Source organism: Chitinophagales bacterium, assembly GCA_017303835.1.
In the GTDB taxonomy this organism is placed as follows: domain Bacteria; phylum Bacteroidota; class Bacteroidia; order Chitinophagales; family Chitinophagaceae; genus JAFLBI01.
Genome location: JAFLBI010000001.1, coordinates 493,909 through 509,311, shown reverse-complemented (window position 1 = coordinate 509,311; position 15,403 = coordinate 493,909). Strand labels below are relative to the sequence as shown.

General features: G+C 42.8%; 10 protein-coding genes. 8 read left to right on the top strand and 2 right to left on the bottom strand.

Annotated features, from left to right (window positions below):
* The first annotated feature begins 44 nt into the window (after nucleotides 1-44).
* Both J0L83_02255 and J0L83_02250 read left to right on the top strand, forming a co-directional pair.
* A complete protein-coding gene (locus J0L83_02255; GenBank protein MBN8663365.1) occupies nucleotides 45-1,013 on the top strand; it encodes a PhoH family protein in 969 nt (322 codons plus the stop codon).
* Between the two features lie 151 nt (nucleotides 1,014-1,164).
* Nucleotides 1,165-1,995 carry a hypothetical protein gene (locus J0L83_02250; protein MBN8663364.1) on the top strand — a complete coding sequence of 277 codons (831 nt, stop codon included), beginning with the start codon at nucleotides 1,165-1,167 and terminating at the stop codon, nucleotides 1,993-1,995.
* Nucleotides 1,996-2,034: 39 nt separating this feature from the next.
* On the opposite strand, the gene J0L83_02245 is transcribed toward J0L83_02250, so the two are convergent.
* Nucleotides 2,035-3,240, bottom strand: a complete 1,206-nt coding sequence (locus tag J0L83_02245) for a bifunctional 3,4-dihydroxy-2-butanone-4-phosphate synthase/GTP cyclohydrolase II (GenBank protein ID MBN8663363.1) — start codon at nucleotides 3,238-3,240, stop codon at nucleotides 2,035-2,037.
* A gap of 181 nt (nucleotides 3,241-3,421) precedes the next feature.
* Between J0L83_02245 and J0L83_02240 the strand changes: the two genes are divergently transcribed.
* Together J0L83_02240 and J0L83_02235 are read left to right on the top strand one after the other, a co-directional pair.
* Nucleotides 3,422-6,694: a TonB-dependent receptor gene (locus J0L83_02240; GenBank protein MBN8663362.1), complete on the top strand. Its 3,273-nt coding sequence runs from the start codon at nucleotides 3,422-3,424 to the stop codon at nucleotides 6,692-6,694.
* 164 nt (nucleotides 6,695-6,858) lie between these two features.
* The gene (locus J0L83_02235; GenBank protein ID MBN8663361.1) at nucleotides 6,859-10,215 is read left to right on the top strand and encodes a carboxypeptidase regulatory-like domain-containing protein; all 3,357 of its coding nucleotides are present in this window, start codon (nucleotides 6,859-6,861) and stop codon (nucleotides 10,213-10,215) included.
* Between the two features lie 67 nt (nucleotides 10,216-10,282).
* Here J0L83_02235 and J0L83_02230 read toward each other — a convergent pair whose 3' ends face one another.
* Entirely contained in the window at nucleotides 10,283-11,101 is an 819-nt protein-coding gene (locus J0L83_02230) for an esterase (GenBank protein MBN8663360.1), read from the bottom strand.
* A gap of 141 nt (nucleotides 11,102-11,242) precedes the next feature.
* Here J0L83_02230 and J0L83_02225 point away from each other — a divergent pair, with 141 nt between their 5' ends.
* From J0L83_02225 to J0L83_02210, 4 genes are all read left to right on the top strand, one after another.
* Nucleotides 11,243-12,196 (top strand): hypothetical protein, encoded by a 954-nt coding sequence (locus J0L83_02225; protein MBN8663359.1) that lies wholly within the window; start codon nucleotides 11,243-11,245, stop codon nucleotides 12,194-12,196.
* 15 nt (nucleotides 12,197-12,211) lie between these two features.
* On the top strand, nucleotides 12,212-13,321 hold the full coding sequence (locus J0L83_02220) for a carboxylate-amine ligase (protein MBN8663358.1): 1,110 nt from the start codon (nucleotides 12,212-12,214) through the stop codon (nucleotides 13,319-13,321).
* 140 nt (nucleotides 13,322-13,461) lie between these two features.
* Nucleotides 13,462-13,998, top strand: coding sequence for an RNA polymerase sigma factor (locus tag J0L83_02215; protein ID MBN8663357.1), 537 nt, complete (start codon nucleotides 13,462-13,464; stop codon nucleotides 13,996-13,998).
* On the top strand, nucleotides 13,998-15,389 hold the full coding sequence (locus J0L83_02210) for a hypothetical protein (protein ID MBN8663356.1): 1,392 nt from the start codon (nucleotides 13,998-14,000) through the stop codon (nucleotides 15,387-15,389). The genes J0L83_02215 and J0L83_02210 overlap by 1 nt, the downstream gene beginning before the upstream one ends.
* Nucleotides 15,390-15,403: the final 14 nt, after the last annotated feature.

The following is a 15,403-nucleotide window of genomic DNA, read 5'->3' as shown; positions in this document are numbered from 1 at the left end:
CGTATCGAACAGGAATCCGATTATTCATTCTAAACGGCAGTAGTTTGACAGAAACAATTATCAACCTCGAAACGGTTAATCCCATTGAATTTTTTGGTGTCAACAACGGCAAGCTCGATTTACTCAAGAAAAAATTTCCACTACTGAAAATCCTCTCCAGAGGCTCTCAGATCAAACTGAGTGGTGCGCCTGAGCAGATTGAATCTGCTAAGGAGAAGATCGGTCTCATTGTGCAGTATCTGGAAAGAAACGGACATCTGAGCGAAAACTATTTTGAGCAAATTCTTGGCGGCGACGATGCTGAAACAATTGACAATTTTGTTGACCGTAACCCCAATGACATTCTTGTATTTGGCCCCAATGGTAAAACTGTTCGCGCCAGAACACAGAATCAAAAGAAAATGGTGGCAGCAGCAGACAGGAATGATGTTGTGTTTGCGATTGGTCCTGCCGGTACTGGTAAAACCTATACTGCTGTTGCATTGGCCGTACGTGCTTTGAAGAATAAGATGGTTAAGAAAATCATCCTCACAAGACCTGCTGTTGAAGCCGGCGAAAGCCTTGGTTTTTTGCCAGGCGACTTGAAGGAAAAGATTGATCCATACCTGCGTCCGCTGTATGATGCTTTGGATGATATGATACCAGCAGATAAGCTCGGCTACTACATGAGTACACGCACCATCGAAATCGCACCTCTGGCATACATGCGTGGCCGTACTTTGGACAATGCTTTCATCATTCTGGATGAAGCGCAAAACACCAATGATCTGCAGCTCAAAATGTTTTTGACTCGTATCGGCGCCAATGCAAAAGCCATCATTACAGGTGACCCTACTCAGATTGACCTGCCCAGAAACCAACATAGTGGTTTGAACAAGGCCATTCGCATTTTACAAAACATCGATGGCATAGCGCATATTCAATTGGACGAGGAAGATGTAGTAAGACACCGACTGGTAAAAGCCATTATCAAAGCCTACGACAGAGAGAAGGAAAGAGAAGAAAAAGAATAGTTTCTTAAAGTTTTCAAAAGGCAGTTACAAAGACTGCCTTTTTTACATACTAATATTCGTGAAAAAACGTTCTTTCATCGCTATAGGGCAAATTCTTTGCTGAATGCTGCCTGAAAGAATAACTTTGAGTTACACCTGAATCACATAGCATATGAAAACCGTTTTTAGTGCGATTTGCTTTATGGCAGTTACTGCGCTCTCAGCACAGACAACTCCCCCTCCTGCCACCAAAACAGGTAAACCAAACCCATTTGCGGGTACTTTAACTGATAAGGATCAGCAGGCAATTGCTGCTGACACCCTGGGTGATCATATTTTCCCGCTGAAAGGTTTTGTAGGTATCGGTACCCGAACTCCTACCGCTTTACTGGAAATCAAAAGAGGTGCAGGTAATGTAAAGGACAAAAATGTATTGCTCAAGCTGAGTAATGAGTGGGCAGCACAAGGACAGAACGAACCTTCGATTATGTTCTCTAATGGCGACAACAATCCCAAGAACAATAGCTTTTGGACAATTGGCGCACGCGTGTCCGGCGATAATAAACTGAAAACACCACAAACCTTCAAGATCAGCTATAAAGGACCAACAGATCCTCAGGAAAAAGAATTCTTTTCAATTGACTCTTATCAGGGAAGGGTGAAAATTGGTAATGTTCCCACAGGATTCGATGGCTACAAGCTTTACGTTGAACAAGGTATCCTTACAGAAAAAGTAAAAGTTGCTGTTAAGGGATCCGCTGATTGGTTTGATCATGTATTCGACAAACAATATCCTTTAATGCCACTGCCGCAGTTGGAGCAATACATTCAACAAAACAAACATCTTCCAGATATACCAACCACTGCTGAAGTTGTGAAAGACGGTGTTGACCTTGGCAAAATGAATGCCCTCTTATTAAAGAAAGTAGAAGAGCTAACCTTGTACGTTATTCAACTCAAAAAAGAGTTAGACGAAACCAAATCAAAACTGCAAAAGCAATAAAAAAATCCCCTCACAGTACTGTGAGGGGATTTTTTATGTTCATTTCTCATCCATTATTTCATGGCCAAGTTTATCACGCTTGGTCTTAAGGTATTTTTCGTTGTAAGGATTTGCATGTATTTTAATAGGCACTACTTCCACCAATTCTAATCCATACCCCTTCAAACCTGCACGCTTGCGTGGATTGTTACTCATTAATCTGAGCTTGGTAACACCGAGATAGCGCAGTATTTGTGCGCCAACACCGTAATCGCGCTCATCCATACCGAAGCCCAGTTTTAGGTTTGCTTCAACGGTATCATAGCCTTGTTCCTGCAAATGATAGGCTTTTAATTTATTAATCAGGCCTATACCACGGCCTTCCTGATTCATGTACAGAATTACACCCCTTCCTTCAGCTTCCACCATCTGCATGGCTTTGTGCAACTGATCTCCACAATCACAACGGAAACTACCCAGAATATCACCAGTAAAACAACTACTATGCACTCTGGTAAGTACAGGCTCTCCTTCCTTCCAGCTTCCCTTTACAAGTGCTAGGTGTTCGGCACCAGTTTGCTTTTCTCTGAAAGCCGCCAGCGTAAAATGGCCATACTGAGTAGGCATATCTACGCGCACAATTTCCTCAATGAGTGAATCAGTTTTAAGTCTGTATTCAATTAACTCCTTTATCGAGATAATCTTGAGATTAAACTTCTTGGCAATCTCTAGTAATTGCGGCAAACGGGCCATAGTACCGTCTTCATTCATCACTTCCACCAAAACACCGGCGGGTTCCAATCCGGCAAGCCTTGCCAGATCAACTGTTGCCTCTGTATGGCCTGCCCGGCGAAGAACACCCCCGTCTTTTGCTCTAAGGGGGAATATATGCCCTGGCCTGCCAAGATCTTCTGGCTTGGTTTCCGGATGAATCAGCGCCTGAATGGTCTTGGATCTATCGCTTGCGGAAATCCCGGTTGTGGTTCCCTGACCAATTAAGTCAACTGAAACGGTAAAAGCTGTTTCGTGCAAAGAGGTATTGGAACGCACCATTGGCTCCAACTGAAGCTCCCTGCATCGGTCTTCCGTAAGCGCTGCGCAAATTAGGCCACGCCCCTCCCTACTCATAAAATTGATGACTTCAGGGCTCGCAAATCGTGCTGCCACGATAAAATCGCCTTCATTCTCTCTGTCCTCATCATCTACAACGATGATCATCTCTCCTGACCGGATGGCCTCAATAGCTGAGGAAATGGTGTTTAACATACTCATGGGCTGCAAAACTACTGTTTTCGGACCTGTTTAGCTAAAGCAGTGCTAATCAGCACTTTCTATTCAACCAAATTGCGAAAAAATGGATAAAAACTTTCCTATTAATATTTTGTTAATACAAGCGGCCCGATAACCCAATTTTATTCATTTTCTTTGCACCCGTAAAATTTACACTATGCTTAGGAGAAAGTTATTACAATTTTTACTGGCTGTTATGCTCCCCGCTTTAGCTTGGGCACAGAACACGACCAGTAGCATGAGTGGTTCAGTAAAAACAAGTTCTGGAGAGCCTCTCGTTGGCGCAACAGTAACTGCCATACATGAACCCACAGGAACGAAATACCGCGTACAGAGCCGTACGGGTGGACGTTTTGACATTAGCAATATGAACGCAGGCGGCCCTTACACTGTAGAGGTTAGCTTCGTGAATTTTGCAGTAGAAAAGAAAGGTGATGTTTACCTGAGCCTTGGTGAAACCTACAAGGTTGATTTCGTCATGTTCAACCAAGCCAAGGAACTCGGCAACGTAACTGTTACCGGTACTAGAAAAACAACTGAAATTTCTGGTAAAGGCGGTACTGAAACGCTGATCAGCCGTGAGAAAATGCAGAACCTGCCTTCAGTAGGTCGTAACCTGTACGATTTCTTGCGTAATGTACCTCAGGCTAAAGTAACCAGCGGTGAAGGTATTACGATTGCAGGTCAGAACAACCGTTACAACTCCTTCTATGTAGATGGTGCTGTAAACAACGATGTATTTGGCTTGTCTGCAAACGGTACCAACGGTGGTCAAACTGGTTTGTCTCCGCTCTCTATCGATGCGATTGACCAGTTCCAGGTAGTAATTTCTCCTTATGATGCTTCTCTCGGTAATTTTACCGGTGGTGGCATTAACGCAGTAACCCGTTCTGGTACAAACAGAACCGAGGGATCTGTTTACTACTTTACAAGAAACCAGGATCTGGCTGGTAAAAACCCATTGGTTGCAAAAGAACTCGCTACCAAGCTCCCAGATTTTACTAACTCATTGTATGGTTTCCGTGTAGGTGGTGCATTGAAGAAGAACAAACTGTTCTATTTCATCAACGCTGAATTAGAAAGAAACACACGTCCTCAGCCTTTTGAATTCTCTCAGTATACTGGTAACACCAAAGACATCAACACCATTAATAGTCTGGTGAACACACTGAAGACTACCTATGGTTATGATCCAGGTGGTTTCCTGAATAACGAAGAGAAGACAAATGCTGATCGTATCACAGTTCGTTTGGACTGGAACATCAACGACAGACACAAACTGTCTGCATCTAACCGTTACACTAAACTGGAGCGTTTCAATACTTCAGGTAGTAACGCAGGTACAATCAACTTCTACAACAACGGTTTCTACTTCCCCAACAGAACTAACTCAACTTCTTTGGAATTGAAGAGCTTGGTTGGCAATAAGGGCGCAAGCAACCGTTTATTGGTTACTTACACAGATGTATTGGATGATCGTGATCCTATCGGTGATCCATTCCCACGTGTTCGTATCAACGATGGTTCTGGTGCTTTCGTTTTTGGCCCAGACAACAGCTCAACCATCAACTTGCTTAAGCAAAAGAACTTCAGCATCTTTAATATATTCAAATTCAACCTTGGCAAACACTCAATGAGTACAGGTGTTGATTATGAATACAATGATGTGTTCAACGCTTTCGTACAAAACACTTTCGGCAACTACACATTTGCTAACCTGAACGATTTCCTTACTGGCGCAAGACCTCAGACTTATACTTTGGGCGTACCTTACGACCGTGTATTTACTGATGATACAAAAGCAGGTGCCGGATTCAAGATTGCCAAGGGTTCATTCTTCCTGAACGATGAAATCAGACCAAGCGAAAACCTGACTTTGAACTTTGGTATCAGAGCAGACTACTACAGATTATTGTCTATTCCTTGGACAGACGATTTCACAAACACGACAGCTTTACCAGTATTTGCATCTAATTACGATCTCCAGGGTGCTCGCTCAGGTATGAGACCTAAGTTCCCAATCGCGATCTCTCCTCGTTTCGGTTTCACTTATAAGATTCCAGAAGAGAACGTAGTGATCCGTGGTGGTATGGGTATTTTCACTGGTCGTATTCCTTTGGTATGGCCTGGTGGTATCTTCAACAACAATGGTATCTTCCAGAGTGGTTATACAGCTAACTCAAGCCAGAACGTAGCAGCTTGGAACCAGATTCGCTTCAGAGCTAATCCTTACCAGCAGTGGTTACCTAGCGAAGTAGGTATCTCTACTTCTAAAGGTGGTTTGAACCTGATTTCTGAAGAGTTCAGAATGCCTCAGCTGTTCAGAACTTCATTGGCTATCGATAAGAAGTTCAACAACGGCTGGAACATGACTTTGGAAGGTTTGTACAGCCAGAACATTAATGAGATCTACTATACAAACATCAACCTGAGACAACCTCAGGGTGTTTCAACAGGTGCTGGCGCAAGAACAGTTTACCCTGCTCCTGTTACATTACCAATTGTTGGTACTAGCAACCCTTATGATAACGCTATCCTGTTAACAAACAACAACGGTCCTAAAGGTTTTGCTTACAACCTGGCAGCTACCGTAAGTAAGCGTACCCGCGATGGTTTCTTCTTCGAAGCGAACTATAGCTTTGGTAACTCTGTAGTGGTGAATGAAGCAACAAGCTCTGTTAACCTGAGCCAGTGGAGATTCATGGAAACAGTAAATGGCAGAAATACTATTGGCCGTTCAAACTCTGATTTCAGCCAGGGTCACAGAATCTTTGCTATCGCTAGCAAGAAGTTCACTTATGCAAACAAAGCGCTGGCTACAACTATCACCCTGACTTATCAAGGTCAGTCTGGTAACCCATTCAGCTATGTGTATGCTCAGAACTCTATGACTCGTGATGATGGTCCTGCAGGTGGTAATGATTTGATCTACATCCCAACTGCTGGTGATTTACAGCAACTGTTGGCAGGTGGTCAGATTCTGTCTACAACTGTAGCTGGTGTTACTTATACTGGTGCTCAGCAGGTAGCAGCCCTGAACTCATACATCGCAAAAGATAACTACCTCAACAATAACAGAGGTAAGTTTGCAGAAAGAAACGCTTCACGTCTGCCTTTCACCAATATTCTGAACCTGAAAGTGGCTCAGGATTTCAATATCAAGATGGGCAAGCAGCGTTATCAGTTCCAGTTAACTTATGAAGTTGCCAACTTCACAAACATGCTGAACAGAAACTGGGGTCGTACTTACTTCATGTCAAACGATCAGTTTGGTCTGATCCAGTTCCGTGGATACCAGACAGGTACACTCAACCCAACTTACTCTTTCAACCCAACTATCGTGAACCCTTGGAACAACAGTACATCTGTAGTACCTGAGTTCTCTAACCGTTGGATCAGCCAGCTGGGTATTCGCTTCAATTTCAATTAATTAGCATATCCTCACGCCAAAAAGAGCCTCCAAAAGAGGCTCTTTTTGTTTTACAAAACTTTCAAAACGCTGCATCTATTTCATACATCTTATGCCCAACTGTTAAAACTTTGTTAGCGCGCTTCTCTGAGAATAGGGTTTCTTTGCAGCGTAAAAACCTAATTATGCTGAGCAAGCAAATCATCAAACTCATCATCCTGTTCTTACTGCCATTTGCTGCAGTAGCACAGGTAACCAACAGTTCCATCACAGGAACTATCAAAGATCCCAAAGGCGGCGCCTTGGAAGGAGCCACCATTACGGCAACCCACCTCCCTACTGGTACTGTTTACAAGACAGCATCGATCAAAGGCGGTGTTTTCACCATCTCCAACGCCCGTATTGGCGGACCTTACAAAATCTTATTCCAGTTTGCCGGTTACAAAGAGCAAACTCTGGAAAACATTACCCTTCAACTGGGTGAGCCCTATTCTGTGAATGTAGTTGCAGGAGAAGATTTCAAAGAGCTTACATCTGTAACTGTAACAGGTGCTGCAAGACGTTATCGCTCTCAAGCAGATAAAACCGGTGCTTCTACTGTGATTGGTTCAGAACAGTTAAGGAATGTGCCGAACTTCTCCAGAAACCTGGTAGATTTTACAGCCTTAACACCTCAAGCTGGCGCAAACAATAGCTTTGGCGGTCGTGATGGTCGTTACAACAATATCCAGATTGATGGTGCCAACCTGAATAACAACTTTGGCTTGCGCAGCGACCCACTGCCTGGTGGTTCTATTTCTTCTCCTATTCCTTTGGATGCGATTGAAGAAATTTCTGTGAATATTGCGCCGTTTGATATCCGCCAATCAGGTTTTACAGGAGCAGGTATCAACGCAGTTACTAAGAGCGGTACCAATAACTTCAAAGCTTCTTTGTACACTTTCCAGCGTACACAGGACATGAATGGTAAAAAAGTGCGCGACTCTGTTTTGCCTCCATTGCAGGTGAATAAAGTAAACTTCTATGGTGTAACCTTCGGTGGTCCAATCATCAAGAACAAATTGTTCTTCTTTGTAAACGGTGAATTGGAAAGACGTGAATTCCCAGGTATTATCTGGCGTGCTCAAGGTGGTACAGGCGGACTGAATCAATCCAATGTTCCTATTGACTCACTCCGTGCTTTGTCCAATTATTTGTCCACCAGACATGGCTACAATACAGGCGCATTCGACAACTTCCCTAACTATAAGGCCGACAACTACAAGATTGTAGCTAAAATAGACTGGAACATCAACAGTATGCACAAAGCCACGTTCCGTTATACAGACTATGTAAACAATAATGACGAACAGCTTAACGGTAACTCAATCATCAACCAAGGTGGTTTTAATGTACAGCGTATAGGCAATACCCCTACTTCTATTGGTACATCGCTGCCCAATAGCCGCTTTGGCGCATTCTCTATGTCTTTTGCAAACTCTATCTACAGATTTAAAAACATTGTGCGCAGTGGTACTTTCGAATTGAATAGTACAAGAGGCAAACTGTCTAACCAGTTTCTTGCTACTTTCTCATATACAAGAGCTACACGTACAACACCATCTGTAGATTTTCCTTTTGTTGATATCTTCAATGGCAATGGTCAGAACCAACTCAGTTTTGGTCTGGAACCATTTTCTTACAATAACGATGTAATCAACCGTGTTTTCAGCGTTACAAATAACACAACTTATACTGCTGGTAAGCATACTTTGATTGCTGGTCTTACTTACGAACAGCAGTATGTAGGTAACAGCTTTATGCCTGGCGCACAAAGCTATTATGCATTCAACAGCTTACGTGATTTCCTGACTGATCAGGCGCCTGTTTTTTATGCCTATACATACTCGCTTGTACCAGGCAAAAGCCAGGTATATTCTGCTGAATTGAAAGTTGGACAGTGGGGTGGATATCTTCAGGACGAAATCAATGTAAACAAAGACCTTAAAGTAACATTGGCTTTAAGAGGTGATTTACCTGTGTACTTCAAAGGTCCATTGGGTAATCCAAATATTGACGCATTACAGTTCCCTGGACAAGATGGACAAATGCGCAACTATTCTACTTACAAATGGCCTCAGCAACGCCTTTTACTCTCACCACGAGTTAGTGTTCGTTGGGATGTAGAAGGTGATAAATCACTCGTCATCAGAGGTGGTACAGGCGTATTTACTGGCCGCATTCCATTTGTTTGGCTTACAAACATGCCAACAAACGCTGGTACTGCTCAGTTCCAGGGCGCCATATCCAACTCTTCATCTGCAGGTGCAGCAACATTGGCCGGCATCCGCTTTGATCCAAGACTTGACAGATGGAAAAGCTTATTGCCAACACCAGCCAGCGGCGCTCCAGTTAACTTTGTATTGATTGATCCTCAATTTAAGTTCCCTCAAATCTGGAGAACCTATTTCGCCATTGACAAGCGTTTACCGAACGATGTAAACCTGACACTGGAAGGCTCTATTGCTACTGATATCAATGCAGTACAAATGAGAAACGCTGCTTTGAAAGCACCCAATGCAACTTTCACGGGCATGGATAGCAGACCCCGCTACGACAATGGTGGTAATACAAGTTTGAACAACTCACTGCGTAGAATTTATCCTAACATTCAGCAGGCAATTGTTTTAGAGAACACAGCTCGCAAGGGTCTTTCTACTTTCATGACAGTTTCTGCGAATAAGCGTTGGAAGAGTGGATTATATGCATCTGTTGCCTATACCTATTCATCAGCTTCTGAGCTTACAGGAAACCCTGGTGCACAAGCTGGTAGTGCATGGGGTGGTATTGCAGGTGTTGGTACTCCAAACATGTTAGAGTATGGTGATAACAGTGATTTACGACCACATAGAGTTGTAGCATTACTTTCATACAGAAAAGAATACTTCAAGCATTTCGCATCAACCTTTACTTTCTTCTACGATTATGCGAGCATGGGTAATTTCAGTTTCCGTTACAACAACGACATGAACAATGATGGTCAAAACGGTGGCGATCTGCTGTATGTGCCAACCAATGCAAGTCAGCTGAATTTTGCGCCAATTACAGGTGCAACACCATTCAGTGCACAACAACAAATTGATGCATTTAACCAGTTCATCAATAATAACTACTATTTAAAAAAGAAGAAAGGTGGTTATGTTGAGCGTAACGCTGCTTACCTGCCTTACTTCCACAGCTTGAACTTCAGCTTCAGACAAGATGTTGCTTTCTTCACCAGCAAGTCAGGAAAGAAAAATGTACTGCAGTTCAACCTTGACATGTTCAATGTCTTGAACTTCCTGAATAAGAACTGGGGCACACGCGAGTTTGTTCTGGTTGGTGATCCACTCGTATTAGCAGGCGTTGGTGGCCAAACTGGCTTCACCAGTTTCCCAGCAGGTCAGCCTGTATACAGGATGCGTGTTGTAAACGGAAGCTTACCAACAAAACCATATGAATACAGCTACAACACAGGTAGTGTATGGGGTATGCAGTTGGGCCTTCGCTACAATTTCAATTAATCAACTGATTAAGCTAATAAAAGAAAAGCTCCTCAATGAGGAGCTTTTCTTTTATTAATCATTTCAATTATTTTCTACCCCATCCCCATTTCAAAAATGCAGGAAATGCCTCAGCCCAGGTAGGCACATCATGCTTGCCCTCAGGCAATTCTACATAATGAATATGTTCGTCGGTATAACCTTTTGCTTTAAGCTCTACAATCAAATCCAAAGCATCATCAATTGAGTCTATTACACCATTCTTGTTTCTGTCTTCCGCTTCATCTAAACCACCACATTGTAAAAAGAAGCGCAACCATGGAGCGAAACCACCTTTCCTGATTTGTAAATGCATGAGTCTATCTTGCTCATCATCGTAACCATCTTCATAAGCCTTCCTTCTCCACCAGAGCGAGCCACTAAATACACCGGCTCGCACAAACTCACCCGCATGATTCCAGACAATATCCAATGCACTTAAGCCTCCAAGTGAAAAGCCGGCAAATGATTTGTCTTTGAAATGTGGCATATGAAACCGCTTCCGGATAGACGGGAGCAACTCATCGAATATAAACTTACCATATAACCCTGCTTTAGCACCTCTGCCTTTGAAATCTGCTGAATAGCCAGTGCCATATTCCATTTTTCTTTCTGGCCCACAATGAATACCAATACAGATTAAAGGTTCGATCTCACCTGCTGCAAGCAAATCTTCCAGTATAGTGATAAAAGGCATTTTAGGCAAATCCTGTCCATCATTAATCAATAGCAGGCTAAGCTGCTCAGGAACCGGAATTTCTTTGGGTAAATATGCATCTATGGTTACCTCCCGCTCTAAGTATTCAGACAGTATGGTGAACTGTTCTACCAGCAAACGGGAAGGCGAAAGCGTTTGGGTTTCGGTCATGGGCCAAAATAAGGAATACAGCACAAAAAATTACGCTCTGTGCTGATAAGTTGCACACAAAATGGTGGATATTCTGTTGTCGTAAGCCTTAGTTTACTTATATTCAGGTTCTGATCAATATTAGCAAGCAAAAAAATCTATATGAAAAAGATTGGTATCCTCCATGGAAGAGAAAGAAGCTTTCCAGATGCATTTGTGGAAAGAATCAACAGTAAAAACATTCCCGGCATTGTTGCAGAACCTGTTCGCATAGAAAAAGTGATGCAAGGTGTTGCAACGGATTATGCTGTCATTGTAGACCGCATCAGTCAGGATGTTCCTTTCTACAGAGCATTTTTAAAGAATGCAGCTTTGTGTGGTACAGCCGTTATTAATAATCCATTCTGGTGGAGCGCAGATGAAAAATTCTTCAACAACTGTTTGGCCACTAAGATCAATGTGCCTGTTCCTAAAACAGTGATTCTACCTTCACGCGATCATCCTGATGATACCACCGACCAATCCTTTGCCAATCTCTCCTATCCTTTAGACTGGGAAGGCATTTTTAATTATGTTGGTTTCCCTGCTTACATGAAACCTTTCGCAGGTGGCGGATGGAAAAACGTGTATAAACTTGAAAGCATGGATGATTTCTTTGAGAAGCATGCAGAAACGGGACAACTGGTTATGTTGCTTCAGGAAGAAATCATATTCGAAGAATATTACCGCTGCTATTGCATTGGCGGAAAACATGTACGTATTATGTCTTATGAACCACGCAACCCGCATCACTTGCGCTATGTTGCAGACTTCAAGCCTTCTAAGAAAAGGCTGGAAGAAATGGAAGACATTGTCTTACGTATCAACCAATACCTGGGTTATGACTTCAATACTGTAGAACTGGCTGTTCGAGATGGCGTGCCTTATGCTATCGATTTCTGCAACCCTGCTCCTGATGCAGATAAAAACAGTGTAGGTGAAGAGAACTTTGCATGGGTAGTTGAAACTGCAGCCAATTTCGCAATCGAAAAAGCACAGGCACATACCCCCAATGCAGACAATCTTACCTGGGGTGAATACATTAAACGTAGCAGCAGTAAACAAGTGTTGTACTGATCAAATTACTGATGTATGGCTAACTACAGTTTCAAACATTTCACACTTGGTGTGGAAGAAGAATACATGGTGATTGATCCGCAGACACGCGAATTGAAAAGCCATGAACAACGTATTGTACAGGAAGGACAAAAGATAATTAAGGATAAGGTTAAGGCAGAAATGCACCAGGCAGTGGTAGAAGTGGGTACTGATATCTGCGCTAATGTGGACGAAGCCTATAAGGATGTACTCACGTTAAGAGGCACCATCGCCAAGATTGCGGGAGATATCGGTCTATCCATTGGAGCTTCGGGCACCCACCCTTTCAGTCATTGGGAAAGTCAGCTTATAACAGACCACGTTCGCTATAATCAGATCGTGAATGAACTGCAGGAAGCTGCCCGTAGTAACCTGATTTTTGGTTTGCACGTACACGTTGGGATGGAAGACCGCAAGATGGCCATTCATATCGCAAACTCAGCTCGTTATTTTCTGCCACACGTTTATGCGTTGAGTACCAATTCACCTTTCTGGGAAGGCCGTCAAACTGGTTATAAATCGTTCCGAACAAAAGTCTTTGACAAATTCCCCCGAACAGGCATACCAGATTATTTCGAAAGCATTGAAGCATATGATAATTACGTAAACCTGCTGATCAAAACCAATTGTATCGACAACGCAAAAAAGATCTGGTGGGATTTGCGTGTACATCCTTTCTTCAATACAGTTGAATTTCGAATTTGCGATGTACCCATGAATGTGATGGATACCATCGCCATTGCTGCCCTTTTCCAGGCCATATGTGCCAAACTGTACAAACTACGTAGCAAGAACATGAATTTCATGTTGTATCAGCGTGCCCTGATCAATGAAAATAAATGGAGAGCCAGCCGTTATGGTATTGATGGCACATTGATAGATTTTGGCAAGGAAACTGAAGTCAATACCCGCCTCCTGATTTATGAACTGCTTGATTTTGTGGATGATGTGGTAGATGAACTGGGCTCACGCCATGTTATTCAGCACGTTCACAAAATGCTGGAATTTGGAACGGGTGCCGATAGACAATTAGCCGTTTATAAAGAAACCAATAGTCTCACCAGTGTGGTGGACTATATCACCGGGCAGTTCTTAGCTGTCTGAATCTTGTAGAAAAAGTTAAATACCCGCCAAATGGCGGGTATTTTTTTATAAATTTTGTTAACAAAAGACAATTCTACAAGCAACGACTTAACCTTTGTTGGAATCTATTATCTAACACTGCATACCAAACCAGCCCCGTTTTGACTGAATACGAACTCATTAAAGGGTGTATCAGGAATGACAGCCGCTGCCAGCGTACTTTGTTTGAACAATACGCGGGCAAAATGATGGCTGTGTGCCTACGGTATGCCCAGGACCAAATGGAAGCTGAGGACATGTTACAGGATGGCTTTATACGCGTATTCAGCAACATGCATCAGTTTAAATTTGAAGGCTCTTTCGAAGGCTGGATCAGACGAGTTGTTGTTAATGCAGCGCTCAAAAGATTGCAAAAAAGGAAAATGCATTTTCAGGAAATAACAGATAGAAACGAAGATGCACCCAGAATGGACCCATATGTGTACACCCATCTGGGCGAAGCAGAACTAATGCAACTAATTCAACAACTTCCTGATGGCTACAGAACAGTGTTTAACCTCAATGTGATTGAAGGCTATAGTCATGAAGAAATAGCTGAGATGCTGGGAATTCAAGCAGGCACTAGCAGAAGCCAGCTGGTGAAAGCCCGTAAAATGTTGCAGCAACAAATTCTTGAACGACAAAAAATAGCTGTTTGATGAACGAACATCTATTCGACCAATACTTCCGGAACAAATTACACGATCATCAGGCAGATGTGCCTGCAGATATGTGGTCTCGGATCATCCAGGAAAAGCCTGAAAAAAGGCCCTTCTTGTTTTGGTTCAATACTAAATTGGGCATCCTGCTTACAGCCATTTTACTAACCAGCAGCCTCACTTACCTTTTTTATCCCAATGTGATTGCTTTGGTACAAAACCAGTCAAATTCAAGTACAACGGTTAAAACATCAGTGCAGCAACCGCTACAGCAAAAGAATGAGCAAACATCAAGCATTTCTGAAAAGCCATTAGCAGTTGACGCAACTGCTACAAGCACAGCAATTACCAAAAACAACATTTCCGGAAATACTGAAATTGGCAGCTCCGAAATACTGAGGGACAAATCAAAAAGAAGCAGTTCTATAGTTAATGCTAAACGAACAGTAAACAGCTTTGCGACAATTCTTGAACCTACCCGCTACCCTGCAACTAGTGAAACAAGCATCGAATCAAAGAAAGACGACAACACTGAAGCTGCCACTAATTTTTCAAGTGCTGAACTCTTCCGTTTTCAAAGAAACAGAGCGCTTCAATCACCTTTATTGATTTCCAACATTAGCGGAATTGGCAAACCAATTGATTGTCCTCCTACTGGAAGAGCACGTATCAGAAACGACTGGTATGCAGAAGCATACTTCAATCCTGAATACACTACTAAAAACATCAATGGCGGCAATCTGCCAGCAACTTACCTGAACAGAAAGGATAGTTCAGAAAGTATGCGTGGTGGATTTACTGCTGGCATAGGTTTGAGTGCCAATATTGGTGAACATTTATTAATCAGAACAGGTATTCAGTACGCACAGATTAATGAGCGCTTTGCAATGCGACTGGAAAATGAACGCAGAACCATCACGGTTGTCACCACAAGACCATTGGTTAGAGCACCGGGAGATACCATCTATGTGAGCGACACCTCAACGATGCAGCAGATTGGTTATCTCACCAGAAAAACACAGAATCGCTACAGAAGCATCGAAATTCCCTTGATACTTGGCTATGAATGGGGTGATGAACAAATCAAATTCAGTATTAATGCGGGTGTGATTGCCACAGCCACATCGTGGTATAGTGGGGAAATTCTGGACACCACCAATCAGATTGTTACACTGAGTTCCAAAGGCCAATCCGGAATTTATCAACAACAGATTGGCTTGAGCGGATTTGGCAGTATCCGAATCACTAAACCCATCAGACCTGGAGTAGAGTTATACGCAGAACCATTTTTCAGAACCAATTTCTCCAGTATGCAAATCAGGCAGCCGGCATTTACACAAAGATTTTCTTCAGCAGGATTGCAATTAGGTATAAAATGGAAATTGAACTAGGCAGCACAATATGT

Coding starts and splice junctions, on each gene's coding strand:
- J0L83_02250 (MBN8663364.1), top strand. CDS start 1,165: ATGAAAACCGTTTTTAGTGCGATTTGCTTTATGGCAGTTACTGCGCTC.
- J0L83_02245 (MBN8663363.1), bottom strand. CDS start 3,240: ATGTTAAACACCATTTCCTCAGCTATTGAGGCCATCCGGTCAGGAGAG.
- J0L83_02240 (MBN8663362.1), top strand. CDS start 3,422: ATGCTTAGGAGAAAGTTATTACAATTTTTACTGGCTGTTATGCTCCCC.
- J0L83_02235 (MBN8663361.1), top strand. CDS start 6,859: ATGCTGAGCAAGCAAATCATCAAACTCATCATCCTGTTCTTACTGCCA.
- J0L83_02230 (MBN8663360.1), bottom strand. CDS start 11,101: ATGACCGAAACCCAAACGCTTTCGCCTTCCCGTTTGCTGGTAGAACAG.
- J0L83_02225 (MBN8663359.1), top strand. CDS start 11,243: ATGAAAAAGATTGGTATCCTCCATGGAAGAGAAAGAAGCTTTCCAGAT.
- J0L83_02220 (MBN8663358.1), top strand. CDS start 12,212: ATGGCTAACTACAGTTTCAAACATTTCACACTTGGTGTGGAAGAAGAA.
- J0L83_02210 (MBN8663356.1), top strand. CDS start 13,998: ATGAACGAACATCTATTCGACCAATACTTCCGGAACAAATTACACGAT.